General features: G+C 55.1%; 20 protein-coding genes. 17 read left to right on the top strand and 3 right to left on the bottom strand.

Features of this window, described 5'->3' with window-relative positions:
- The first annotated feature begins 128 nt into the window (after positions 1 to 128).
- From secA to argH, 11 genes are all read left to right on the top strand, one after another.
- A complete protein-coding gene (secA, locus tag SK3146_RS18120) occupies positions 129 to 2,639 on the top strand; it encodes a preprotein translocase subunit SecA (RefSeq protein WP_249860153.1) in 2,511 nt (836 codons plus the stop codon).
- Positions 2,640 to 2,754: 115 nt separating this feature from the next.
- A protein-coding gene (gene prfB, locus SK3146_RS18115) for a peptide chain release factor 2 (protein WP_249866350.1) occupies positions 2,755 to 3,871 on the top strand; the annotation gives its coding sequence in 2 pieces (ribosomal slippage) (positions 2,755 to 2,826 and positions 2,828 to 3,871; 1,116 coding nt in all).
- A 205-nt stretch (positions 3,872 to 4,076) separates the two neighbouring features.
- Complete coding sequence (locus SK3146_RS18110) at positions 4,077 to 4,967, top strand: YitT family protein (protein WP_434006798.1); 891 nt, start codon at positions 4,077 to 4,079, stop codon at positions 4,965 to 4,967.
- 40 nt (positions 4,968 to 5,007) lie between these two features.
- Entirely contained in the window at positions 5,008 to 5,193 is a 186-nt protein-coding gene (locus SK3146_RS18105; protein WP_249860152.1) for a hypothetical protein, read from the top strand.
- 73 nt (positions 5,194 to 5,266) lie between these two features.
- Positions 5,267 to 6,319: an N-acetyl-gamma-glutamyl-phosphate reductase gene (argC, locus tag SK3146_RS18100; protein ID WP_249860151.1), complete on the top strand. Its 1,053-nt coding sequence runs from the start codon at positions 5,267 to 5,269 to the stop codon at positions 6,317 to 6,319.
- Positions 6,320 to 6,341: 22 nt separating this feature from the next.
- A complete protein-coding gene (gene argJ, locus SK3146_RS18095) occupies positions 6,342 to 7,568 on the top strand; it encodes a bifunctional glutamate N-acetyltransferase/amino-acid acetyltransferase ArgJ (RefSeq protein WP_249860150.1) in 1,227 nt (408 codons plus the stop codon).
- Positions 7,569 to 7,634: 66 nt separating this feature from the next.
- Positions 7,635 to 8,417, top strand: coding sequence for an acetylglutamate kinase (gene argB, locus SK3146_RS18090; RefSeq protein ID WP_249860149.1), 783 nt, complete (start codon positions 7,635 to 7,637; stop codon positions 8,415 to 8,417).
- A 52-nt stretch (positions 8,418 to 8,469) separates the two neighbouring features.
- Positions 8,470 to 9,660 (top strand): acetylornithine transaminase, encoded by a 1,191-nt coding sequence (locus tag SK3146_RS18085; RefSeq protein WP_249860148.1) that lies wholly within the window; start codon positions 8,470 to 8,472, stop codon positions 9,658 to 9,660.
- Between the two features lie 148 nt (positions 9,661 to 9,808).
- The gene (gene argF, locus SK3146_RS18080) at positions 9,809 to 10,762 is read left to right on the top strand and encodes an ornithine carbamoyltransferase (RefSeq protein ID WP_249866348.1); all 954 of its coding nucleotides are present in this window, start codon (positions 9,809 to 9,811) and stop codon (positions 10,760 to 10,762) included.
- A gap of 31 nt (positions 10,763 to 10,793) precedes the next feature.
- A complete protein-coding gene (locus tag SK3146_RS18075; RefSeq protein WP_249860147.1) occupies positions 10,794 to 12,032 on the top strand; it encodes an argininosuccinate synthase in 1,239 nt (412 codons plus the stop codon).
- Positions 12,033 to 12,166: 134 nt separating this feature from the next.
- The gene (gene argH, locus SK3146_RS18070) at positions 12,167 to 13,573 is read left to right on the top strand and encodes an argininosuccinate lyase (RefSeq protein ID WP_249860146.1); all 1,407 of its coding nucleotides are present in this window, start codon (positions 12,167 to 12,169) and stop codon (positions 13,571 to 13,573) included.
- A gap of 187 nt (positions 13,574 to 13,760) precedes the next feature.
- Here the strand turns inward: argH and SK3146_RS18065 are convergent, their stop codons facing one another.
- Entirely contained in the window at positions 13,761 to 15,320 is a 1,560-nt protein-coding gene (locus SK3146_RS18065; protein ID WP_249860145.1) for a VanW family protein, read from the bottom strand.
- A 223-nt stretch (positions 15,321 to 15,543) separates the two neighbouring features.
- Here SK3146_RS18065 and ftsE point away from each other — a divergent pair, with 223 nt between their 5' ends.
- The 5 genes from ftsE (at position 15,544) to SK3146_RS18040 (ending at position 21,503) form a co-directional block, all read left to right on the top strand.
- Entirely contained in the window at positions 15,544 to 16,230 is a 687-nt protein-coding gene (ftsE, locus tag SK3146_RS18060; RefSeq protein WP_249860144.1) for a cell division ATP-binding protein FtsE, read from the top strand.
- A complete protein-coding gene (gene ftsX, locus SK3146_RS18055; RefSeq protein WP_249860143.1) occupies positions 16,220 to 17,137 on the top strand; it encodes a permease-like cell division protein FtsX in 918 nt (305 codons plus the stop codon). Before ftsE ends, ftsX begins: the two co-directional genes overlap by 11 nt.
- A gap of 114 nt (positions 17,138 to 17,251) precedes the next feature.
- Positions 17,252 to 18,541, top strand: a complete 1,290-nt coding sequence (locus SK3146_RS18050) for a murein hydrolase activator EnvC family protein (RefSeq protein WP_249860142.1) — start codon at positions 17,252 to 17,254, stop codon at positions 18,539 to 18,541.
- A gap of 89 nt (positions 18,542 to 18,630) precedes the next feature.
- A complete protein-coding gene (locus SK3146_RS18045; protein ID WP_249860141.1) occupies positions 18,631 to 20,076 on the top strand; it encodes a S41 family peptidase in 1,446 nt (481 codons plus the stop codon).
- A 140-nt stretch (positions 20,077 to 20,216) separates the two neighbouring features.
- Positions 20,217 to 21,503 (top strand): PDZ domain-containing protein, encoded by a 1,287-nt coding sequence (locus SK3146_RS18040; protein WP_249860140.1) that lies wholly within the window; start codon positions 20,217 to 20,219, stop codon positions 21,501 to 21,503.
- Between the two features lie 61 nt (positions 21,504 to 21,564).
- Here the strand turns inward: SK3146_RS18040 and SK3146_RS18035 are convergent, their stop codons facing one another.
- Both SK3146_RS18035 and SK3146_RS18030 read right to left on the bottom strand, forming a co-directional pair.
- Positions 21,565 to 22,326, bottom strand: a complete 762-nt coding sequence (locus SK3146_RS18035) for a flagellar motor protein MotB (protein ID WP_249860139.1) — start codon at positions 22,324 to 22,326, stop codon at positions 21,565 to 21,567.
- Complete coding sequence (locus tag SK3146_RS18030; RefSeq protein WP_249860138.1) at positions 22,310 to 23,101, bottom strand: flagellar motor protein; 792 nt, start codon at positions 23,099 to 23,101, stop codon at positions 22,310 to 22,312. Before SK3146_RS18030 ends, SK3146_RS18035 begins: the two co-directional genes overlap by 17 nt.
- Positions 23,102 to 23,364: 263 nt before the next feature.
- Between SK3146_RS18030 and uvrB the strand changes: the two genes are divergently transcribed.
- A complete protein-coding gene (gene uvrB, locus SK3146_RS18025) occupies positions 23,365 to 25,362 on the top strand; it encodes an excinuclease ABC subunit UvrB (protein ID WP_249860137.1) in 1,998 nt (665 codons plus the stop codon).
- Positions 25,363 to 25,406: the final 44 nt, after the last annotated feature.

Here is a 25,406-nt window from a genome sequence, read left to right as displayed (position 1 = left end):
TCTCTTCACGTATAAAGGAAAACATATGGCGTCATGATAATAATTGGACGCCCCCGCGGTTCTTGCGACTCGTGCCGCAAACTGCTACAATTTAAGGCAAACCGTTCTTAAAAAAGGGAGATGGGCCCATGTTAGGACTCGTTAAGAAAATATTTGGCGATTCAAACGAGCGTGAAGTGAAACGGCTGTGGAAAACGGTCGATGCGATTAATCAGCTGGAACCGTCTATCGAGGTCTTGTCCGATGAGGAATTGAAGAACAAGACGGTCGAATTCCGTCAACGTTTGGAAAACGGAGAAGATCTGGACGATCTGCTTCCAGAGGCGTTCGCCGTCGTGCGTGAGGCATCCAAGCGGGTGCTCGGCAAACGTCATTATGATGTACAGCTGATCGGGGGCATGGTGCTTCACGAAGGCCGTATCGCGGAGATGAGAACCGGGGAAGGGAAAACCCTGGTCGGCACCTTGCCGGTCTATCTGAACGCGCTGCTCGGCAAAGGCGTGCATGTAGTCACGGTCAATGATTATTTGGCTCAGCGGGACAGTGCGGAGATGGGCAGGATCTACGAATTTCTCGGCATGACCGTCGGCGTGAACCTGAATTCTCTGGAGCATGGACAGAAGCAGCATGCTTACGCGTGCGACGTTACCTACGGAACGAACAATGAGTTCGGCTTCGACTATTTGCGCGACAACATGGTCGTCTACAAAGAGCAGATGGTACAGCGGCCGCTGTATTTCGCCGTCATTGACGAGGTGGACTCGATCCTGGTGGATGAGGCCAGAACGCCGCTGATCATTTCCGGACAAGCCGCCAAGTCGACCGACCTGTATTATATGGCCGACCGCTTCGTCAGCAGATTGAAGGAAGAGGAAGATTATACGGTCGATGTGAAAATGCGTTCCGTCGCCTTGACGGAAGATGGGGTTGCGAAGGCGGAACAAACCTTCGGCATCGAAAACTTGTTCGACCATGCGAATGTAACGTTAAACCATCATGTGACCCAGGCATTGAAAGCCCATGTCATTATGAAACGCGACGTGGATTATGTCGTTCAGGATAATGAAATCATTATCGTCGACGAATTTACCGGCCGTTTGATGACGGGCCGCCGCTATAGCGAAGGGCTGCACCAGGCGATCGAGGCCAAAGAGCGTCTTGAGGTGCAGAACGAGTCGATGACGCTGGCGACCATTACGTTCCAGAACTATTTCCGGATGTACCGCAAGCTGTCGGGGATGACCGGTACGGCCAAAACCGAGGAAGAAGAATTCAAGAAAATTTACGGACTGGAAGTTATCGTCGTACCGACGAACCGCCCGATGATTCGCCAGGACTTGCCGGATGTCGTGTACAAATCGGTGAACAGCAAATTCCGTGCGGTTGTGGAAGAGATCGTCAAGCGCCATCAGGAGAAGCAGCCGGTGCTGGTCGGTACCGTATCGATCGAGAACTCGGAGCGGCTCTCCGAAATGCTGAAGAAGAGAGGCGTTCAGCATAAGGTTCTGAATGCGAAATACCATGCGGAGGAAGCGGAGATCGTCTCCCGTGCCGGTCAGGCGGGTTCCGTTACGATTGCCACCAACATGGCGGGACGCGGTACCGACATTATGCTCGGCGAAGGGGTTGCAGAGATCGGCGGACTGCATATTATAGGTACGGAGCGGCATGAAAGCCGCCGGATCGACAACCAGCTGCGCGGCCGTGCGGGACGTCAGGGCGACCCGGGTTCTTCCCAGTTCTACCTGTCGATGGAAGATGAGCTGATGCGCCGTTTCGGTGCGGAGAACATCATGGGCATGATGGACCGCCTCGGTTTCGAGGAGGATCAGCCGATCGAGAGCAAGCTGATCACCCGTGCCGTCGAATCCGCCCAGAAGCGGGTAGAAGGCAATAACTTCGACGTGCGGAAGGTCGTCCTTCAATATGACGACGTTATGAACCAGCAGCGTGAAATTATTTACAAGCAGCGCCGCGAGGTGCTGGAGTCCGATAATATCCGCGACATTACGCTCGGCATGATTATGCCTGTCGTCGAACGGATCGTCGAAGCACACTGCCCGGCCGATCTGGTTCCGGAAGAATGGGATTTGCAGGCGATCGTCGACTATGCGAACTCCACCTTCCTGCATGAGGGACAGATTACGGCGGAAGAGCTGTGGGGCAAGGAGAAAGAAGAGATCGCCCAATACATCAAGGATGCCGTACAGCGCATTTATGAAGAGCGCGAGAAAACGATCGGCGAAGAATTCATGCGCGAGTTCGAGAAGGTTGTCGTGCTGCGTGCGGTAGACTCCAAGTGGATGGACCATATCGATGCGATGGATCAGCTGCGCCAAGGGATTCACTTGCGTGCCTACGGCGGGACGGACCCTTTGCGCGAATACCAGTTTGAAGGCTTTGAGATGTTCCAGGAGATGATTCAGAGCATCCAGGAGGAAGTGGCTACGTACATTATGAAAGCCCACGTAGAAACGAATCTCGAGCGTCAGCCGGTGATCGAAGCGGATGCCGTCATTACGGACAGCGAGCCTGCGCCTAAGAAGCCGGTCGTGAACGATGAAGACCGGGTCGGACGCAACGACTTGTGCCCATGCGGCAGCGGCAAGAAGTATAAGCAATGTCATGGCGTTCAATAAGAACGGCATTGGAATAAAAGCATGAACAGGGAAAGGGACGCCGGATGATCCGGCCCCCTTTTTTTGAACAATGAACTAATCTTGCAGCGGGAAAATGAGGAGCGTGTTATCGGTGATGTTAGATCCAGAAGTGAAACAGGATTTACGAGAAACGGCCAAGAGATTGGCTGAGCTTAGGGGGTCTCTTTGACTTAGATCTGAAGCTCGAGCAAATCGCCAACTATGAGGAGAAAATGGCGGCTCCCGATTTTTGGGACGATAATGAGCAGGCTCAGAAATTGATCGGAGAGATGAACGCGATCAAAGGCAGCGTCGATGAGTTCCAGGCGCTCTCCTCCGAGTACGAAGATTTGGAAGTGATGGTCGAGCTGATGCAGGAGGACGAGGACGACAGCATGGCGGCCGACATCAAGCAGGGGATTTCGGCGCTGGTTGCCAAGCTGGAGAGCTTCGAGCTGCAGCTGCTGCTCAGCCAGCCTTACGACAAGCTGAACGCGATTCTGGAGCTTCACCCGGGAGCGGGCGGCACCGAATCCCAGGATTGGGCGGAGATGCTGCTTCGCATGTACCGCCGCTGGGCCGAGAAGCGCGACTTCAAAGTCGAGGTGCTCGACTACCTGCCGGGCGATGAAGCGGGCGTGAAGAGCGTTACGCTGCTGATTAAGGGGTACAATGCTTACGGCTATTTGAAGGCGGAGAAGGGCGTTCACCGGCTCGTACGGATCTCCCCGTTCGATGCCTCGGGAAGACGGCATACATCCTTTGTTTCCTGCGATGTGATGCCGGAGATCGACGACGATGTCGAAGTGGAAATCCGGACGGAGGATTTGAAGGTCGACACGTACCGTTCCAGCGGCGCGGGCGGCCAGCATATTAACACGACGGACTCCGCGGTGCGGATCACCCATATTCCTACGGGAGTCGTCGTAAGTTGTCAGACGGAGCGCTCCCAGATCAAAAACCGCGAGCGGGCGATGAAGATGCTCCGATCGAAGTTATATGAGAAGAAGATCGAGGAACAGATGAAGCAGTTGGCCGAAATCCGCGGCGAAGTATCCGATATCGCTTGGGGCAGCCAGATCCGCTCATATGTATTCCATCCTTACAGCATGGTCAAGGATCACCGGACATCGGCCGAGACGGGCAACGTCGGCGCGGTCATGGACGGCGACTTGGATATGTTCATCGACGCATACCTGAGACTGCAGATCAAATCGGACGCGGCGGAGTAAATTCCGGCCTCGTTCTGATAAATACCAACCATCAAGCAAATCCTACACATCATACCAAGTCATCACCAAAGCGGCCGACGGGAGGCGATAAGCTGACCGCAGCCTGCCGCATACGTGGATGGGCGGTAGCGACGGGTAGGATTTTTTTGTGCGGTTACGGAAGCATTGGCGAGAATGCACTGCACTTGGAACGGAGGGAATCATCATGCGCAGCAAAAAGAAAAAGCCGAGATCTCCTGCGGTCCGCAAGCTCGGGCCGGGTCATCGGGCGATGGAATATATACTTCTGGCTGCAGGGTCGCTGCTTATCGCCCTCAGCTTCAATATGTTTTTGAATCCGAATCAGGTCGCTTCCGGCGGCGTGTCGGGGATCAGTATTATTGTTCGGGAACTGTTCGCCATCGAGCCGGCCCTCACCCAGTGGGCGCTCAATATTCCTTTATTTTTGCTGGGAACCTGGTTTCTCGGCAAACAGTTCGGGCTCAAGACGGCCATCGGCTCGGTGCTGCTCCCGCTGCTGGTACTGCTGACCCGCAATCTTCCGGCGATGACCGATAATTTGCTGCTGGCCAGCATTTATGGAGGCATCTTGATCGGCGTCGGGCTCGGGCTCGTATTTAAAGGCAAAGGCTCGACCGGCGGGCTCGATTTGGCGGCACAGATGATTCATAAGCTGACGGGACTAAGCCTCGGATTATGCGTAGCGATGCTGGACGGCCTGGTCATTTTGACGGCGGGCATCGTGCTGTCTCCGGAAAAAGCGCTGTATGCGCTAATCGGCCTGTTCGTCACCAGCAAGACGATTAACGTCGTGCAGCTCGGGCTCAGCTATTCGAAGGTAGCCTTTATCATTTCGGCGCAGACGGAGCCGATCCGCGAGGCGATTCTGCATGAGCTGGACCGGGGATTGACGCAGCTGAACGCGACCGGAGGGTATACGGGGGAGAACCGGACGGTGCTGATGGTCGTTGTCGGCCAGAGCGAGGTGAGCCGGCTCAAGGCGCTGGTCAAATCGATCGACCCCGGCGCTTTCGTCATCTTGAGCGATACGAACGAGGTGCTCGGGGAAGGATTCAAAATTCATGGAGCGATATAGCAAGAAAGGCATTGAAATATCGCTTGGAATTAGGTACCATTTGGTTCGTATGATGTCAAGTAAGGAAGTCGTTTTCCGGTTGGCGGCTATTAGACCGGGCTCCGGCCCGGAAGAGCTCGGGAACGGAGGCTCGAACCTGTTTTTATTCAGCCTGAGCCGCATTTCGAAGCGGGGCGGGAGACAGGGCCCGAGCCGCGCCGCAGCGGCGGACAAGCCGGATAGATAAAGAAAATATACGTTGAATTATTATACTATCGAATGTATAATAATACATAGTTTTTCATGTGGAGGGAACGGATATGTCTAATAAGCTAAGAGCGGCAATTATCGGTGCAACGGGATACGGCGGAGTGGAGTTGATCAGGCTGCTGCTGGCGCATCCGAATGTGGAAATTTCCCAGGTGATTTCTTCATCCAGCGCGGGCACGCCGATTGCGGACGGCTATCCCCATTTGAATGAAATTATGGTCGGCACGCTGGACGGCATCGATGTCGAGCAGATGAAACAGAAATCGGACGTCGTGTTTCTCGCCACGCCTCACGGCGTAGCGGCGGCCCTTGCGCCGAAGCTGGTGGACGCGGGGCTGAAGGTCATCGACATTTCCGGCGATTTCCGTCTGAAGTCCGGTGAAGTATACGAGAAGTGGTATAAGCATAAACCGGCCGATCCGGCTTATGTTGAGAAAGCGGTGTACGGCTTGTCCGAGGTGTTCGGAGAAGAAGTCCGCGGGGCGGAATTCATCTCCAATCCGGGCTGCTTCCCTACGGCGACGCTGCTCGGATTGATTCCGCTGGTGAATAAAGGCTGGGCGGATTTGTCTTCGATTATTATCGACGCGAAGACCGGCGTATCGGGAGCGGGACGGGGCCTTAGCCTGACCCATCATTATTCCGAAATCAACGAGAATTTCCTGGCTTATAAAGTAAACAAACATCAGCATACGCCGGAGATCGAGCAGGCGCTCGGACGCATTGCCGGAGAAGACGTCGTCGTTACGTTTACCACGCATTTGGCTCCGATGACGCGCGGGATTTTGTCCACGATCTATGTTAAGCTGAATGGGACGCATACTGAGGACGAAGTGATCGAAATGTACCGTCAATACTATGAGGGCCGCCGCTTCGTAAGGATTCGCGCTCAAGGCAAATGGCCGGCGACGAAAGAAGTATGGGGTTCCAACTACTGCGACATCGGGTTCTCGCTCGACGAGCGCACAGGCCGCTTGACGATCGTTTCGGTGATCGACAATGTGGTCAAAGGGGCGGCCGGTCAGGCCATCCAAAACTTGAATTTGATGATGGGCTGGGAGGAAACGACCGGTTTGGCGATTTTCACGCCGGTATATCCGTAAAGAAGCCATGGGTGAGGAGAAGATGAAGGTGAAGGATCAATTTACAGTCGTGCCGGAGGGCTCGATTACGACGCCGCAGGGGTTTCGCGCGGGAGGCTTGCACTGCGGTCTGAAGAAAACGAATCGCTTCGATCTTGGCGTGATCGTCTGCGAGGTTCCGGCGAACGCGGCGGGCGTCTACACGCTGAATGCATTCCAAGCGGCGCCGCTGCGCGTGACGCAGGACAGCATCGCCGTCGACGGCAAGCTGCAAGCGATGCTCGTGAACAGCGGCAACGCCAACGCGTGCACGGGCCAGCAGGGCGAGGACGACGCGCGTTCGATGCGCGCGGCCGCAGCCAAGGCCTTCGGCGTAGCGGAGCACCACGTCGGCGTCACGTCGACGGGCGTGATCGGCGAGCTGCTGCCGATGCCCAAAGTATTGGGCGGCATCGAGAAGCTGCCGGCCGAGGTTAAGGCCGATGGCGGCGAAGACTTCTGCCAGGCGATCCTGACGACGGACCTCGTGCAGAAGATGACCTGCGTCCGTCTGACGGTAGGCGGCAAGACGGTCCATATCGCCGGTGCGGCCAAAGGCTCCGGGATGATTCACCCGAACATGGCGACGATGCTCGGCTTCATGACGACGGACGCCAACATCGACAGCGCTCAGCTGCAGAAGCTGCTCGGCGGAGTTACGGACTCCACCTTCAATATGATTACGGTTGACGGCGATACGAGCACGAACGACATGGTCGTCGTGATGGCGAGCGGTCTGGCCGGCAACGATAGCCTGACGCCGGATCACGAGGATTGGGCCGCGTTCGAAGCGGGCTTCCGCTTCGTAGGCGAATACTTGGCCAAGGCGATTGCCCGCGACGGCGAAGGCGCGACGAAGCTGATCGAGGTCAACGTAGCGGGAGCGCAGTCGCAAGAGGCGGCCCGCGCGATTGCCAAGACGGTCGTCGGCTCGAGCCTGGTGAAATCGGCATGCTTCGGAGCCGATGCGAACTGGGGCCGGATCATCGCGGCGGTGGGCCGCGCAGGCCAGCCCGTGAACACAGAAACGGTCGATGTCCGCATGGGCGACATCTCCGTGCTGGAGCAGTCCCGTCCGGTCCGGTTCGACGAAGAACGCGCCGCCGAGTATTTGAAGGGCGAGCTCGTGCAAATTCACGTCAACCTGCATATGGGCAGCGAAACGGCTACGGCTTGGGGCTGCGACCTCACCTATGATTATGTACGCATTAACGCCGCTTACCGGACATAAACAACGCGCTTTCTCGCGCATAAACCGGCTGACGAAAGGCCGAATAAAACGTAAGGGGAACGAAGCATGAGTGCGATGTGTTTTGTGATGAAATGCGGCGGCAGCACGCTGGCGGCTTTGCCGGATTCATTTTTCAAAGATATGAAGCTGCTCCAGGATGAAGCGATTATTCCGGTCATTGTTCACGGCGGCGGGCCCGCCATCTCGTCCACGCTGGATAAGCTCGGGATCGAGACGGAATTCGTGAACGGTTTGCGCCGGACGAACGAAGCGGTATTGGATGTCGTGGAGATGGTGCTGTCGGGCCAGATCAACAAGGAGATCGTCCGCAAGATTCAGCTGTCCGGCGCGCGTGCGATGGGGCTGTCCGGTGTGGACGGCCATTTGATTCAGGCCGAACCGGTAGCCAATAGCAACGAAGTCGGGCTGGTCGGAGATGTGACGCATGTTAACGCCGAGCTGATCCAGGGCATCGTGAAAATGGGCTATATGCCCGTTATTGCGCCGGTCGGCCTCGGGGCGGACGGAGGACAGCGATACAACATCAACGCGGATACGGCGGCGGGCGCGGTAGCGTCGCATTTGGGCGTCGAACGGATGATCGTCGTTACCGACGTTCCGGGCATTATGAACGGCGAGAAGCAGGTGCTGCCGTCCGTTACCGTGAAGCAAATCGATGAGATGATCGCGAGCGGGGAAATTTACGGAGGCATGATTCCTAAAGTACGCGCGGCGGTGCAGTGCATCCAGGGGAAAGTGCGCGAAGTGATTATCGTTAACGGCTCGGAGCCCGAGGTGCTGAGCAAGGTGATCAAGGGCGCCGCGATCGGAACGCGAATCGTAAAATAGACCGGTAACCATTGCCGCAGGGCAACCATTTTAACCAAAGGAGTGATTCAGCATGGGAGAAGGAGCTCAATCGTTATTTCCGAATTACGGGCGGTACCCGCTAGCATTTGTGAAGGGGGAAGGCAGCCGTCTGTGGGACGAGAACGGAAAGGAATACTTGGACCTGATGTGCGGTCTGGCCGTAACGAACCTCGGTCATGCGCCCAAGCAGGTGAAGGAGCGCCTGAAGGATCAGGTGGACCAGCTGTGGCATACGAGCAACCTGTTTCATATTCCGAATCAGGAAAAGCTCGCCAAGCTGCTGACCGATAACAGCTGCGGCGACGCCGTTTTCTTCTGCAACAGCGGTGCCGAGGCGAACGAAGCGGCGATCAAGCTGGCCCGCCGTTATTTCAGTAAAGTGCTGGGCAAGCCGGAGCAGTACGAAATCATCACCTTCCATCTGTCCTTCCATGGACGGACGCTGGCTACGCTGACAGCGACCGGGCAGGATAAAGTGAAGGAAGGCTTTTCTCCGCTGCCTGAAGGCTTCGTATACGCTCCGTATAACGACGCGGAGGCGCTCGAGAAGACGATCGGACCGAAAACCTGCGCGATCATGCTGGAGATGGTGCAAGGGGAAGGCGGCGTAAACCGCGCGGAGCCTGCATTCGTCAAGAAAGTGGCGGAGCTGTGCGAGAAGCATGGACTGCTGCTGATTATCGATGAAATTCAAACCGGTATCGGCCGCACAGGCAAAATGTTCGCTTACGAGCATTACGGCGTGGAGCCGGACATTTTTACCTTGGCGAAGGGGCTTGGAAGCGGCATGCCGATCGGCGCCATGGTAGGCAAGGAGAAGCTGCGCACGGCGTTCTCAGCCGGAAGCCACGGCTCCACCTTCGGAGGCAACTACTTGTCTACCGCTGCCGGGATCGCAACGATGGAAACGATGCTGGCGGAGAAACTGCCTGAGCGCGCCGCCGAGCTCGGCGATTATATCGTAAGCACGCTGTCGGAGAAACTGAAGGACAACCCGCTGGTGAAGGAAGTGCGCGGACTCGGTATGCTGATCGGCATTGAATGCGCGCAGCCGGTGGCCGACCTGATTGCGGCGATCCAGGATCAAGCGGTGCTCGTCGTATCCGCCGGCCCGAATGTCATTCGCCTGGCGCCGAGCCTCTTGATCTCCAAGGAAGATTTGGACCGCGGTCTGGACGTGGTCTGCACGGTGCTGAGCAAACAAGCGGCTGCCGCCGTTTAGTCGGCATCAATCAGCCGGAGAGGCGCGCCGCATGACCATAGGCGGGCGCAGCAACCGCGGCGATCCAAGCGAACCAAACCAGACCGGACCGGACGATAACCGGTTCAACATAAGCATAAGCATCGATTTCGAGGAAGGAGCGAGTACATTGGCAGGAACTAAGCAGCCTGTGTCTATCGATTTGAGAGGTCGGGATTTTCTGGCCATCGCCGATTACACAACGGAAGAGCTTCAATATTTGATCGATTTGGCCATTGAGCTGAAAAGAAAGCAAAAGGCGGGAGAAGTATATCAGCCGCTGAAGGGCAAAACGCTCGGTATGATTTTTGAAAAGGCGTCGACCCGTACGCGCGTATCGTTCGAAGTCGGAATGTACCAATTGGGCGGTCATGCGCTATTTTTGAGCAAAAACGATTTGCAAATCGGACGCGGGGAACCGATCTGGGATACGGCGCAGGTGATGTCGCGTTATTTGGACGGCATTATGATCCGTACTTATGAGCACCGCAAAGTGATCGACCTGGCTAGAGGCGCCACCGTGCCTGTGATCAACGGGCTGACGGACCGCTCTCATCCGTGCCAGGCTTTGGCCGACTACCAGACGATTCTGGAACATAAGGGCCGTCTGCGCGGCTTGAAGGTAGCTTACATCGGGGACGGCAACAATATGGTGCATTCGCTGATGATGGCCGCTGCGAAGCTCGGAGTCGATTTTGCTTCCGCTTCGCCGGTAGGCTACGAGCCCGACAAGGGGATCGTCGAGTCGACCAAGGAAGTGGCCGGACAGAACGGCGCCAAGCTGTACGTAGGCAACGATCCGAAGGAAGCGATCGCCGACGCCGATGTCGTCTACACGGACGTATGGGCTAGCATGGGCTTCGAGGCCGAGCAGAAGGAACGCGAGATTGCGTTCAAAAACTTCCAGGTCAATGAAGAGCTGGCGCGCTATGCGAAAAAAGACTATCTGTTCATGCACTGCCTGCCGGCGCACCGCGGCGAAGAAGTAAGCGAAGGCGTCATCGACGGCGAGCATTCCATCATCTTCGATCAGGCGGAAAACCGTCTGCACGCGCAAAAAGCCATTATGGCAGCGATTATGTAAATTTGACTTGGATAAAGGAGACCGGGGAAACATGGCAAAGCAAAAAATCGTACTGGCCTATTCGGGCGGTTTGGATACATCGATCATTTTGAAATGGTTAAAAGAAACGTATGATGCGGAAATCATCGCGTTCACGGCCGATATCGGGCAAAAGGAAGAGCTGGACGGTCTTGAAGCGAAAGCTCTCGCTACCGGCGCATCCAAAATCTATATCGACGATCTGCGCGACGAGTTCGCCAAAGACTTCATCTTCCCGATGTTCCAGGCGGGAGCTTTGTACGAAGGCCAGTATTTGCTGGGCACGAGTATCGCCCGTCCGCTGATCGCCAAGCGTATGGTCGAGATCGCCCGCAAAGAAGGTGCTACAGCTATCGCACATGGCGCTACGGGCAAAGGAAACGACCAAGTGCGCTTTGAGCTGACGGTAGCGGCGCTCGCTCCCGAGCTGGACGTGATTGCGCCTTGGCGTCTGGATGAGTTCCGCGACACGTTCCCGGGGCGTGCGGAAATGATCGCTTATGCCGAGAAGCACGGCATTCCGGTAACCGCTTCGGCGGCTAAGCCTTATTCCACGGACCGCAACCTGCTGCACATCAGCTTCGAGAGCGGCATGCTGGAAGATCCTTGGTTCGATCCGAGCGCGACCTCGAACAAAGATATGTTCGTGCTTAGCGTAGACCCTGAGGACGCTCCGGATCAAGCGGAATACGTGGAATTGAACTTTGAAAAAGGGAACTGCGTCGGCTTGAACGGCGACCTGATGAACCCGCTGCAAGTGATGGAGCGTCTGAACGAGCTCGGCGGCAAGCACGGCATCGGCCGCGTCGACATGGTGGAGAACCGCTTCGTCGGCATGAAGAGCCGCGGCGTGTACGAAACTCCGGGCGGAACGATCCTGTTCACGGCGCATCGCAAGATGGAGTCGCTGACGATGGACCGCGAGGTTATGAATCTTCGCGATTCCCTGATCTCCCGTTATGCTACGCTCGTATACAACGGCTTCTGGTTCGCTCCGGAGCGTCTGGCTCTGCAAGCGCTCGTGGACGAGAGCCAGAAAAACGTGACCGGTACCGTGCGCTTGAAGCTGTACAAAGGCAATGTGATCGGCGCCGGCGTACAAAGCCCTGTGAGCTTGTACAACCCGGATATCGCTACGATGGAAGCCGATCCGACGCAAGCGTACAACCAAGGCGATGCAACCGGATTTATCCGTTTGAACGCGCTGCGTTTGAAGGTATCCTCCGGCGTTCAGCAAAACGCCAATAAATAACGCGTTCCGAAAGGCGGCTTGCGTAAAGCGAAGCGGCCTGACGGCGGAGCGGGCTTCTCTACGGACGGTTGACTCCGCAGGGAAGCCCTGCATCGCGTTTACAGCCAAGAGAGGTTTAGAAAGGGGCAATCGCCGTGTCAAAGCTTTGGGGTGGACGATTTACGAAAAAAACGGATCAGCTGGTGGAAGAATATACGGCTTCCATTCTGTTCGATAAAGAGCTGGCCGAAGAAGATATTCAAGGCAGTCTTGCGCATGTCACGATGCTCGGCAAATGCGGGATTTTGCCGCTGGACGATGTGGAGAAAATCAAGGACGGCCTGCTTCATGTGCAGGGGATGATCCGCCGCGGCGAACTGGAGTTCTCCGTGAGCGACGAAGATATTCATATGAATATCGAGAAAGCGCTGATCGACGAAGTGGGCCCTGTCGGCGGCAAGCTGCATACCGGACGCAGCCGCAACGACCAGGTGGCGACGGATATGCACCTGTATTTGCGCAAGCGGGTCGTCGAGTTCGTCGGCTTGCTGAACAAGCTGCAGGAAGCGCTGATCGGACAAGCGAAGCAAAATTTGGAGACGATCGTGCCGGGCTATACGCATTTGCAGCGCGCGCAGCCGATTTTGTTCGCCCATCATTTGATGGCTTACGTGTCGATGTTCCAGCGCGATATCGAGCGGCTGCAGGACAGCTACAAGCGGATCAATGTGCTGCCTCTCGGAGCGGGAGCTTTGGCGGGAACGACGTTCCCGATCGACCGCCACTTCGTCGCCGAGCAGCTAGGGTTCGACGGCGTGTACGAGAACTCGCTCGATGCGGTCAGCGACCGCGACTTTATTATCGAGTTTCTGTCCAACGCGTCGATGATCATGATGCACTTGTCGCGGCTCAGCGAGGAGTTTATTCTATGGTCCAGCACCGAGTTTCATTTCATTGAGCTCGACGATGCATTCTGTACGGGCAGCAGCATTATGCCGCAGAAGAAAAATCCGGACGTGCCGGAGCTGGTTCGCGGTAAAACGGGCCGCGTCTACGGCAATCTGGTCGGTCTGTTGACCGTGCTCAAGTCGCTGCCGCTTGCCTACAACAAGGACATGCAGGAAGATAAGGAAGGCATGTTCGATACCGTGCGCACGCTGCAGGGCGCGCTTCAGCTGTACGCTCCGATGGTCAGCACGATGAAGGTGAACAAGGAGCGTATGCGCCAGGCGGTCAATCAGGATTTCTCGAACGCTACGGATATCGCCGACTACTTGGTCAACAAAGGGCTGCCGTTCCGTCAAGCGCATGAGGTGATCGGCAAGACGGTGTTGTACTGCATCCAAAACGGCAAATTCCTGCTGGATTTGACGCTGGATGAGTTCCATCAATTTTCCAAGCTGTTCGAGCAGGACATCTACAAGGTGCTGCAGCCGGAGCAAGTCGTTAACGCACGCAACGTATACGGCGGAACGGCAAGCAATCAGGTGAGCGAAGCGATTGCGCGCGCCGAGGCTGTGTTCAATAAAACGAACGAATGGTTCGAGCAGTACAGTAAATGAAAGTAAAATAGACGATTTCCTCGATGCCAAGGATGCAGTATGGAGACATGGTTTGACCTCTGAGGCGGCCTCGGAAGAAAGCATCGAACGCTAAGGTATACAAACGAACCTACAGCCCGTTGGCAATACAATTTAAACATGAATAAGGCAGCCCCTGCTCATTTTGTTAGCGGAGGCTGCTTTTTGTTTATCTGAAAGTAGGCCCCTTGACTCCGTCCTCGATAAGCGGCGCTTCCGGACGGCGGGTATTCGGCTCGATGGCTCCACCGTCATTCGTTGCAATGATAGTAGGCTGCGCGGCATAGGTGTCGCGGGATACTCGTTCCCTGCTCATCTCAATCCCGTTTTGCAATTTGATGCGATACGTGTCTACGACATAACCGGTTTTTCCTTTGCTGATGGTTTGTTTTCTTCCGTTAGGGAGAGTAGGGTTTAACACATATTTAATCGAAGGCTGCAGCTTTTCGATTGTAGTCGATTCTACGGCGTAGGTAATGTCGGCAGGCGTTTGGCCGAATAATTTTACCGTAATTCGCCGGTCATCGGTGTAGGTGCGGATCAGGATGTATTTTTCCGTATTGTTGCGGAATTTAAAGTTAATATGCCCGCTGGCAAAGGTGGCGTCCTGTCCTAGCGGAACATAGCTTACTGGCAGCGAGTGGTTGCGCCGCTCGACGATCTGCAGACCTGCCCGCAGCACCGCATTATACAGCGTGGAGGATACTTGGCAGATGCCTCCGCCAATACCGGGTACCAGCTTGCCGTTCAGAATGACCGGCGCTTCCTTGAAGCCGAATTTGGCTTCGGTCTGAGCGATGTAGGTAGCGTAGTCGAAGGTTTCTCCCGGCTTTAATAACACATCTTGAATGGACTGGGCGGTGGAGCGTATATTGTGAATCCGGCCTTCTCCGTTTTGCGGGTAAGTGGTTGTGAATTCGCTGATCTTACGGTCGATGCCTTGGGCCTGAAGCATACTGATATTCAGTGCAGGCTCCTGCCTGATAAAAGGGAGCGCAATAAGAAAAGGGGATTTGGCCACCGGAGTTACGGCCGGTGCGGCATCCTCCGGTTTCATTCCATGTACCGCCGATGGCGAAGACCCTTCTCCTAAAGGAGAGCTTGCCAATTGCCTGCTATCCGCTGCGGCAGTCCAGCCGACAGCTCCCATAGAGGGGAGAATGTGCTGCAGCTGATTCAGCAGTTCCGGTTCATTGATCCGCATGACCGCTGTTTCAGGCACATAGCTGATCATATCGTTCGGGCCGATAATTCTTTGGGCATCTTCAGGCTGCTTGTTATACAGCTCCGGAAAACCGCGCATCAAAGCAGCGTGAAGCTTGGATGCATCAAAGGAAGCGGTAAGCGGCCATTCGGCATTTCGAATACGCCATCGGTAGACGGCCCTTTGAAATATCGAGCCGTTTTTTAAAGGTTGGAGGCGATCGCTCACTTCCTGAAGGGGAAGCTCGAGTCCCAACTGTTCGAGCATCCAATCCGCAGGCTGCACCTGAACGTCGGGATTCCTGCTTTCCATGCGGATCGTCTGCTGTAGAAGCAGCTTTTTTTTGTCCTCCAGCTGGCGCTCAAACTCGGCGATCGTAATCCCGCCAACCTCCCAATGGTCTACGGTTAGCCCCGGGGGGAGCGTCCGCTGTGTGCCGTACCAGACCATCGTTGCACAAGCAGCGCTTATGAACAGCAGTAAGCCTAACAGCATTCGCACCCAAAATATACGCTGAAGCGTCATCGTTTCGTCTCCTTTTGACCGTGGTTCCGTGTGTGACAAGTTCTGCTCGTACATCTTGATGTATATGCCGACAATCCGGAAAATTGCCTGCGGGGTTATTCGTGTTTTCAACAAAAAATGCTGGCGTAATTGTGAAAAAGTGTTGAAAATCTTTTACAAGTAAAGGATTTTACCCGTTTATGTCGAATGGATATAAGCTAGTGAACAATCAGGATGTGATACCGTGATAGAAATGCATGACGTATGGAAGACGTATCCCGATGGAAGCCAAGCCTTGCGGGGCATTAATGTCAAGGTGGACCGCAATGAGTTCTTATATGTCGTTGGCCCGTCGGGAGCAGGAAAATCGACATTTATGAAGCTGATCTATAGAGAAGAGAGACCGAGCAAGGGAAGTATTTTCGTCAACGGTTTTAATCTCGAAAAGCTGAAACAGCGCAAAATCCCTTATGTCAGGCGCAATATCGGCGTCATTTTTCAGGACTTCCGGCTGCTGCCGAAGCTAACCGTTTATGAAAATATCGCTTTTGCCATGGAAGTCATAGAGGCTCCCAAGAAATTGATCCGAAGGCGCGTTCAAGAGGTGCTGGAGCTCGTTCGGCTGCGGGACAAAGCAGGGTCTTTGCCTACGCAGTTATCCGGAGGCGAGCAGCAGCGGGTGGCGATTGCCAGAGCGATCGTGAACAATCCCGCCGTCATCATTGCCGACGAGCCGACGGGAAACCTCGACCCCGAAACGTCATGGGACATTATGAAGCTGATGGAGGAAATTAACTTCCGCGGCACCACGATCATTATGGCGACGCACAACAAGGAGATCGTTAATACGATGCGCAAGCGCGTTCTGGCTATTGAGAAGGGACAAATTGCCCGCGATGAAGTGAGGGGTGAATACGGCTATGAGGATTAACACAGGCTTCCGCCACCTCCGGGAGGGCGGCAAAAATGTGATCCGCAATGGCTGGATGACATTCGCGTCGGTGAGCTCCATCGCCATATCGCTGTTCATTTTGGGCATTTTTTTGCTGCTCACGCTGAATGTCAATTATTTGGCCCAGCAGATCGAGCAGCAGGTTGAAATCAAGGTGTATCTCGACGTTAACACCCCGCAGGATCAGATAGCCCCGCTGCAAAGCGAAATTACTTCCATCCCGCAGGTTGCGGCAGTGACGTTCGTATCGAAGGATGAGGGGCTGGAGTACCTTCGCGAGAAGCTCGGGGACAGCGGCAAGCAGCTGCTGGAAGGCTTTGACGGAGACAACAATCCGCTTAACGATTCCTTCACGGTAGAAGTGGTCGAGCCGAGACAGGTCGGGACGGTAGCGCAGCATATCAGCGATTTGAACAAGACGCAGCCGTCGAAGCCGATCTACCGGGTCAGCTACGGACAAGGCACCGTCGAGACGATGTTCAAAGTGACGGAGATCGTACGCAATATCGGGCTGGTGCTGGTGGCCGGGCTCGCCTTGACGGCGATGTTTCTAATTGCCAATACGATCAAGCTGACGATTGTGGCGCGGCGCCGCGAGATTGCGATCATGAAGCTGGTCGGAGCGACCAATTCGTTTATCCGGTGGCCGTTCTTCATCGAAGGGGCGATGCTCGGAATCGTAGGCTCGGTCATTCCGACCGGCATATTGCTGTATGCTTACTGGGAAATGATGAGCTTGACGCAGCTTGATCTGAGTCTGCTTATGATCAAGCTGCTGCCTTTTAACCAAATTTACGTAACGATGCCGTGCTTGCTGCTGGGGATCGGGATATTGATAGGAATATTCGGGAGCACATTGTCGGTGCGCAAATTTTTACGCGTATAGAAGCCCGGTGAAACGTGGCCGCAGGCTGCGCATCAATAGCTGCGCTTCTAGGGGGCATAAATCAACAAACGCAGGGACAAGCCTGCAATAGTCCGGTAGGGGAGGAAACGAAAGTTGAAGAAGTCCGTTCTGTCACTGGTCGTTACCGCAGGTATGGCGGGCACGCTGCTCGTGCCGCAGCTATCCTTCGCTTTATCCGAATCGCAAAAGATTCAGCAGCAGCTGGATCAATTGAAAAAGCAGCAGTCCACTACCCAGCAAAAGGCCACCGATACGAAAAACGAGATAGGCAAGGTTCAAACGGAAAAGCAGCAAACGGAAGACGAAGTGAAAAGCTTGCAGAAGCAGATTGAAGCGGCGAATTTGAAGCTGAATGAACTCAACGACCAGATCGCTTCGACCAAGGACGATTTGAAGGAAAACGGCAAGCTGCTGGATGAAGTGAAGGAGCAAATCGCATCCAGAGACGCATTGCTCAAATCGCGGCTGCGGCTAATGTATATGAACGGTGTCGTCTCCTATGCCGATGTGCTGCTCAGCTCTACGAGCTTCAGCGATTTTTTGGACCGGATGAATGCCTTAAAGTCGATAGTGGCGCAAGACAAAGAAATATTGGAGGCCAATCAGCGAGACAGGGCGACCAAAGAGACGAAGCAGGCGCAGATTGAACAAGAGCTGAAGCAGGTCAGCGATTTGTACAGCCAGTCCGCTACCGTTCAAGCGAATCTGGTCGCCAAAGAGAAAGAGAAGGAAGTCAAGATTGCGAGCTTGAACCAGAAGGAGAAAGATCTGGAGAGCATCAGCGATGATCAGGAGCAGCAGCTGCTTCAGTATGCGCGCAAATCCGCCCAGCTCGCGGCCGACAAGCGTAAAGCGGCGGCAGCGGAGGAGGCTGCGGCGGCAGCCAAGGCGGCCCAGGCGGCGGCCAAAGGAAACAGCGGCGGCAGCAGTGGAGGAGGCGCCAAGGCGCCCTCGGGCACGTCTTCGGCTCCAGTCGCTACCGGCGGCGGCAAGTTCGGCTACCCGCTGGCCAAGACAGCGCCTATGTCGTCGGATTTCGGCTATCGGTCCGATCCGTTCACGGGCGTAAGAACGCTGCATAAAGGGATTGACCTGGCGGCTCCGAACGGAACCGATATACTCGCTGCCGGAGACGGAGACGTTATCGTCGCTTCCTGGTGGAGCGGCTATGGAAATACGGTCATTATCGACCATGGCAACGGGTACTGGACGCTGTACGGTCATATCCGCAATGGAGGCACCGTCGTAGAGAAAGGCGACCATGTCAAACGGGGACAAAAAATTGCGGAGGTCGGCTCGACCGGCGAATCGACGGGCAACCACGTGCATTTTGAGGTGCGTATAAACGAGTCTCCCGTCGATCCTAAACCATACTTGAAATAAACCGCTGTTAATAATTTCAAATAGCTTGTCATATACTACAAGGACGAGTTTTCATCCAGGCTTTAACAAAGGCGGTGTATGAAGGAACAATGACATTTAAGGGACGTACGGTTTTGGCATTTATTTTGCTGGCTATGTTCGCCAGCAGCATTATGACGCTTACGATCGTAAACCCGTCCATGCTGGCGGCGGTCGGCAAGGGCGGAGGGGCCGCACCCTCGGGCGGCAGTTTGACCTCAAAGGATCTGAGCAAAATATCGACGACGTATCAACTGATCGAGAACAAGTTTTTGAACCAGGTCGATCACGATAAAGTAGTCAATGGAGCGATCAACGGCATGCTTGCGACGCTCGATGACCCTTTTACCGTGTACATGGACCAAAATGAGGCCAAGCAGTTCGACGAGAGCATCACGTCATCGTTCCAAGGGATCGGAGCCGAGGTGTCTTCCGAGGACGGCAAAGTGACCATCGTCGCGCCGATCAAAGGCTCTCCTGCGGAGAAAGCGGGATTGCACGCCAAAGACGTGATCGTGTCGGTCAACGGCGAAAAGCTGGACGGGCTTACGTTGAACCAGGCGATTATGAAAATCCGCGGCCCCAAAGGAACGCAGGCGAAGCTGGAGATATTGCGCTCCGGAACGCAGGAGCCGATTCAAATGATTGTGGTTCGGGACGATATCGACGTGGAGACGGTCTATGCGGAAATGCTGCAAGGCAATATCGGCAAGATCGAAATTCGCCAGTTTTCGACCAATACCGCGAAGCGGTTCAAGGAGGAGCTGACATCTCTTGAAGCTAAAGGGATGAAAGGGCTGATCATCGACGTGCGCAACGATCCGGGCGGGCTGCTGCAGGCGGTTGTGGACATTGTCGAGCCGTTTGTGCCCAAAGGCAAGCCGATCGTGAAGATCGAGGACCGTCAAGGCAAGCAGGAGGACACTCCGTCGCAAGGAGCGGGCAAAAACTATCCGGTGGCCGTGCTTATGAACAAAGGCAGCGCGAGCGCCTCGGAAATTTTGGCGGGAGCTCTCCATGATTCGGCGGGCAGCAAGCTGGTCGGCGAGACCTCCTTCGGCAAAGGTACCGTTCAGGTGCCGTTCGAGAAAGAGATGGGCGACGGCAGCAATATTAAGATGACCGTGTACAAATGGCTGACGCCAAGCGGCACATGGATTCATAAAAAAGGAATTTCGCCGGATATCGCGGTAGATCAGCCGGATTATTTCAAGGTCGCTCCGCTGACCAAGAAAGCGACGCTAAAGCCGGATACGACAGGCGACGACATTAAGAATCTACAGATTATGCTATCCGGTCTCGGGCTGAATCCCGACCGTACGGACGGCTACTTCAGCGAGAAGACCGCGCAGGCGGTCAAAGCGTTCCAGCGGCAGCAGAATATCCCCGTAACCGGCGAAGTCGATACGGATACCGCGAATAGGCTGGAGAAAGCGATATTGAACGAAATCAAGGACCCGAAAAACGATTTGCAGCTGAAAGCGGCGGTTCAATATGTGCAATCCGTTATAAAATAAGCTTCTTCCCAAGTTTGGAAAAATGCGGGGATAGAAGGAGATTCGCCTTCAGGCGTCGAAAAGGTAACAAGGTTGGGAGACCAGCCTTCTTGCCTTTTTTTGTTTGCCAGGAACGATTATAAATGCGAAGGAGCAGCCCGATGACCGTATTGTTGGAAGTGGCAAAACAAGGGCTTCACGCCCTGTTCCAGTTGCTCATTCACCCGTTTTACTACATAGGTATCTTATTGATTGTTTTGCAGTACCGCCGGCAAATTATGTTCGAGCGCAAACTGTTTCACACCAAGCTCCATTCGCTGATTTCCGAGACGTGGCGGGCGCTCCTGTGGGGCTGGATCGGAGGCATTCTGGCTTCGGTGCTGATGGCGGCAGTAGGAGCGACTCTTACGGTCGATGCGGTGATTCTGCTGTGGATCGTATCGCTGGTATTCATTTTGTTCCGGGTGCGCTTTCTGTGTTGGGCGTATGCCATTGGAGCGATCGGTATCGTGCATGTGTTATTTCTCGCTATCCCCGCATTGGCCGATGCCGTGCCGCGGCAGCTGGCGGAGGCGGTAGCCGGTTTAAACATGCCGTCGCTCTTGGCGCTGGCAGCCGTTCTGCATCTGGTAGAGGCGGTACTGGTGAGGATACAGGGGACTCGGACGGCTACGCCGATGTTCTATGGAGGCAAACGGGGTAAAATTGTCGGCGGCTATCATCTCCAGGGATTTTGGCCGGTAGCGCTGTTTCTGCTCGTTCCCGTGCAGGGCGGCAGCGCGATAGCTCTGCCATGGACGCCGCTGCTCGGCGGCGACCTCTGGAGCGGCGGCTGGGCGATCGTCGGCTTTCCGGTCATGATCGGCTTTGCCGAAATGACGATGTCCAGACGCCCGCAGGAGAAGGTGCGGATGACTTCGCGCATGCTGATCGTCTACGCGCTGGCCGTTCTGCTGCTGGCGTTGTTGGCCTATCTGTGGCCGGTTCTGACGCTTGTCGCGTCGCTGCTGTGCATTCTGCTCCATGAAGCGCTGCTGTGGTACAGCCGCTATGACGAATCGCGTCGCAGCCCGATCTTCGTCCATGACGGCAGAGGGCTCAAGGTACTGGGCGTACTGCCGGGCAGCGCGGCGGAAGAGCTTGGGATCGTGCCGGGCGAAATCTTGCATAAGGTGAACGGGTTTCCCGTAAAGACGAAGCAGGAGCTGCATCAGGCGATGCAGGTCAACTCGGCCTTTTGCAAGCTGGAGGTGCTTAATCTCGAAGGGGAGAGCAAGTTCCTCAAGCGCGCCATCTTCTCAGGGGAGCATCATCAGCTCGGCATTTTGCTGGCGCCCGATCAGGATGCGCTGTATTACGCGGAAGAGAAGCAGACGCATATTATCGCCTATATGAGGAAAAAGCTGGTCGGCATTGCAAGCAAGCCTTCGGGGACGAAGCCGATGTAGGGCATGCCGCCGAAGCGGAATAGCAAAAAAGCTGTCGGAAGGTTCTCCGGCAGCTTTTCGTTTAGTCCTTATCGCGCAGCACGACGATTTCGACGCGGCGGTTTTTGGAGCGGTTCTCGGGCGTATCGTTATCGGCAACCGGGCGCGTATCGGCATAGCCGGTAGAGATGAACTTCTTCGGGTCCATCCCTTCGTTATAGACGAAGTAGCGGAGAACCGACAACGACCGTTCGTTGGACAAACCCCAGTTGTCCTTGTACAGCGAACCGGTAGCAAGCGGCAAATTATCCGTGTGCCCCTCGATACTGATCGTGGCATTCAGCGTAGGAAACAGGGTAGCGAGTTGGTTCAAGACCGGGTAAGCTTCCTTCTTAAGCTCGGCTTTGCCCAGGTCGAACAGGAATAAATCTTTCAGCGTAACGGCGACCCCTCGCGGCGTGTCGGCTGCGGATACTTGAGCTTGCAGATTTTGCTCCTCGATGTACATCTGAACTTTGGCGAGCAGGTCCTCGAGCTGCTTCTCGCGCTCCTGCTCTTCCTTTTCCTTCTTATCCTTCTCGTCGTCTTCGGTTTTCTCGCCGTCCCGCGCTTTAGCGGTACTTACTTGCCCGAGAACGCCTTGTCCTTGCGGCATGACGGTTTCCGCTTTTTTGAATTCGAAGCTGAGGGCCGAGGCCAGCACCTGATATTTCTCGTTATCGATCTTGCTCATGGCGTACATGATGACGAAAAAGATCAGCAGCAATGTGATCAAGTCGGCGTATGTGATCAGCCATCGTTCGTGATTTTCGTGATCCGCGTTCTTCTTAGTTTTCCTCGCCACCGTTATCACCTTCGCCTTCGGCTTTCTTATGGTCTTGGTGCAGGAAGGAGTTCAGCTTCTTCTTGATGAGCTGCGGATTTTCACCCGCCTGCAGCGCGAGGATGCCTTCCAGCATCAGTTCCATATCGGAAATCTGCTCTTTGCTGCGAATCTTGATTTTTTGCGCGATAGGCAAATAAATTACGTTGGCGGACGAGACGCCGTACAGCGTGGCCGTGAAGGCAACCGCAATAGCGGGCCCCAGCGTGCCCGGATCGGATAAGTTGCCCAGAACGTGAATCAGGCCCATAACCGTGCCGATGATCCCCATGGAAGGGGCGAAGCCGCCGGCCGCTTCGAATATTTTGGCCCAGCCTTCATGATGATGCTCCAGCGCATCCATTTCGAGCTCAAGGATTTGACGCGTCAGTTCGGGATCGGTGCCGTCGACGACCATCATCAGACCGTCTCGCAAAAATGTATTCGAATGTTCTTGCGCGCGCTGCTCCAGCGCCAGAACCCCTTCTCTTCTCGCAACGGTCGCCATGTCGACAAGCTCGTCGATAATCGCTCCAGGCTCTCTTTTGTTTTCTGTAAAAGCCATTTTGAGCGCTTTGCCGACTTCCTTCAGGCGGGACATCGGAAAGCTGATGCAGATCGCCCCGATGGTGCCTCCGAAAATAATCAGCATGGCGCTTGGCACGACGAGGGCCGACAGATGACCGCCATCCCACATATAACCGCCCACCAAGGCTCCGAGGCCAATTACGAGACCTATAATCGTTGTCAAATCCACCTTTGTACCACCCCTAGTTCGAATAAATGATAAACGTATTTGCGTAAGGTCCCGTTCCTTCAGCGGCTGCAAAATACTAATATGAGGAAGCTTTAGGAGTTTGCAACAATAGCCGAAAAAAGGTATAATATATGGGAACAAACATTCCTATAGAGGAAAAAGTCGAACGGAGTCAACCTGCGTCGAGTGACGCATAGTATTTATCGGATACATTCAGGCAAAAGTTTATAGAAGGCGATCTTTTTCAATGGACGGGTGATGAAATGAACGAAGTGAGGATGAGTGACAAGCGCTTTGAGCTGGTCTCGGATTTTTCTCCGCAAGGAGATCAGCCGAAGGCGATCGAGCAGCTCGTGGCAGGCATACGGGCGGGGAAGAAGCATCAGACGCTGCTTGGAGCGACGGGTACGGGCAAGACCTTTACCGCCGCGCAGGTGATTGCCGCGCTGAACCGGCCGACGCTGCTGATAGCCCACAACAAGACGCTGGCCGCGCAGCTGTGCAGCGAATTGAAGGAGTTTTTCCCGAACAACGCGGTTGAATATTTCGTCAGTTATTACGATTACTATCAGCCGGAGGCGTATATTCCTTCGTCCGATACGTTTATTGAGAAGGATTCGAGCATCAACGACGAGATCGACAAGCTTCGCCACTCCGCGACCAGCTCGTTATTCGAGCGCCGCGACGTTATTATCGTGGCCAGCGTGTCTTGCATATACGGCTTGGGTTCGCCTACGGAATACCGCAATCTCGTGCTTTCGCTGCGCACGGGAATGGAGCGGCCGCGCAACGAGATCCTGCACCGGCTGATCGATATCCAATATCAGCGCAACGACATCAACTTCGTTCGCGGGACGTTCCGCGTTCGCGGCGACGTCGTCGAGATTTTCCCGGCATCGAACAGCGAACATGCCGTCAGGGTCGAGCTGTTCGGAGACGAAATCGAGCGGATTACGGAGATCGACGTGCTGACCGGGGAAATCCTCGGCGAGCGCGATCATATCGCGATTTTCCCGGCGTCTCACTTCGTAACCCATGAGGATACGATGAAGCGGGCGCTCGTGAACATCGAGCGCGAGCTGGAGGAACGGCTTGCGGAGCTGCGCGAGAACGGCAAGCTGCTGGAGGCTCAGCGGCTTGAACAGCGTACCCGTTATGACATCGAGATGATGCAGGAGATGGGATTCTGCTCCGGCATCGAGAACTATTCGGGACCGCTGACGTTCCGGGAGCGGGGAGCGACGCCTTACACGCTATTCGATTATTTCCCGGACGATATGCTGATCGTCATCGACGAATCCCATGCGACCATACCGCAGATCCGGGCGATGTACAACGGCGACCGGGCGCGGAAGGAAGTGCTCGTAGAGCACGGCTTCCGTCTTCCGTCGGCGATGGATAACCGGCCGCTGCGGTTTGAGGAGTTCGAGCGTAAAGTAACTCAGGCGCTGTTCATTTCGGCCACCCCGGGTCCTTACGAGATGGAGCATTGTCCGGAGATGGTCGAACAGATCATTCGTCCTACCGGCTTGCTCGATCCGATTATCGAGGTTCGTCCGACGAAAGGGCAGATCGATGACATGCTCGGGGAAATTCACGACCGCATCCGCAAGGATGAGCGGGTTCTCGTCACGACCCTGACGAAGAAGATGGCCGAAGATTTGACCGATTACTTGAAAGAGGTCGGCATTAAGGTTCGCTATCTGCATTCGGATATTAAGACGCTGGAGCGGATGCAAATTTTGCGGGAGCTCCGGCTCGGCACCTTCCACGTGCTGGTCGGGATCAACCTGCTCCGCGAAGGCCTCGATCTTCCGGAAGTATCGCTGGTGGCGATTCTCGATGCGGATAAGGAAGGCTTCCTGCGCGCGGAACGCTCGCTGATCCAAACGATAGGCCGCGCGGCTCGGAATGCGAGCGGACGGGTCATTATGTACGGTGACAAAATCACCGATTCGATGGATAAAGCGATTCGCGAGACCGAGCGCCGCCGCGGCATCCAGATAGCTTACAACGAGAAGCACGGCATCACGCCGCAGACGATCCAGAAAAAAGTGCGCGATGTGATCGAAGCCGTCAAGGTAGCGGAGCAAAAGGCGGACTACTTGACCGATATCAAGCAGACCAAGATGTCGAAGAAGGATCGGATGTCGATGATCGAACGCTTGGAGGCCGAGATGAAAGAAGCGGCCAAAAATTTGCAGTTTGAACGGGCCGCTGAGCTACGCGATGCGGTCATGGAGTTAAAAGCCGAGCTGTAGAAGCCCGGGTGAGAAAGCTGCGATCGCCAAGCGGGAGCCATCTG

Source organism: Paenibacillus konkukensis (assembly GCF_023523925.1).
Classification (GTDB): Bacteria; Bacillota; Bacilli; order Paenibacillales; family NBRC-103111; genus Paenibacillus_S; species Paenibacillus_S doosanensis.
This window is presented reverse-complemented; position numbering and strand designations above follow the sequence as displayed.

Bases quoted from the DNA above. Each gene is read 5' to 3' on its own strand.
- uvrB (WP_249860137.1), top strand. From the start codon at position 23,365: ATGAACGAAGTGAGGATGAGTGACAAGCGCTTTGAGCTGGTCTCGGAT.
- argJ (WP_249860150.1), top strand. From the start codon at position 6,342: ATGAAGGTGAAGGATCAATTTACAGTCGTGCCGGAGGGCTCGATTACG.
- argC (WP_249860151.1), top strand. From the start codon at position 5,267: ATGTCTAATAAGCTAAGAGCGGCAATTATCGGTGCAACGGGATACGGC.
- SK3146_RS18085 (WP_249860148.1), top strand. From the start codon at position 8,470: ATGGGAGAAGGAGCTCAATCGTTATTTCCGAATTACGGGCGGTACCCG.
- SK3146_RS18075 (WP_249860147.1), top strand. From the start codon at position 10,794: ATGGCAAAGCAAAAAATCGTACTGGCCTATTCGGGCGGTTTGGATACA.
- secA (WP_249860153.1), top strand. From the start codon at position 129: ATGTTAGGACTCGTTAAGAAAATATTTGGCGATTCAAACGAGCGTGAA.
- ftsX (WP_249860143.1), top strand. From the start codon at position 16,220: ATGAGGATTAACACAGGCTTCCGCCACCTCCGGGAGGGCGGCAAAAAT.
- argB (WP_249860149.1), top strand. From the start codon at position 7,635: ATGAGTGCGATGTGTTTTGTGATGAAATGCGGCGGCAGCACGCTGGCG.
- SK3146_RS18045 (WP_249860141.1), top strand. From the start codon at position 18,631: ATGACATTTAAGGGACGTACGGTTTTGGCATTTATTTTGCTGGCTATG.
- SK3146_RS18040 (WP_249860140.1), top strand. From the start codon at position 20,217: ATGACCGTATTGTTGGAAGTGGCAAAACAAGGGCTTCACGCCCTGTTC.
- SK3146_RS18110 (WP_434006798.1), top strand. From the start codon at position 4,077: ATGCGCAGCAAAAAGAAAAAGCCGAGATCTCCTGCGGTCCGCAAGCTC.
- SK3146_RS18065 (WP_249860145.1), bottom strand. From the start codon at position 15,320: ATGACGCTTCAGCGTATATTTTGGGTGCGAATGCTGTTAGGCTTACTG.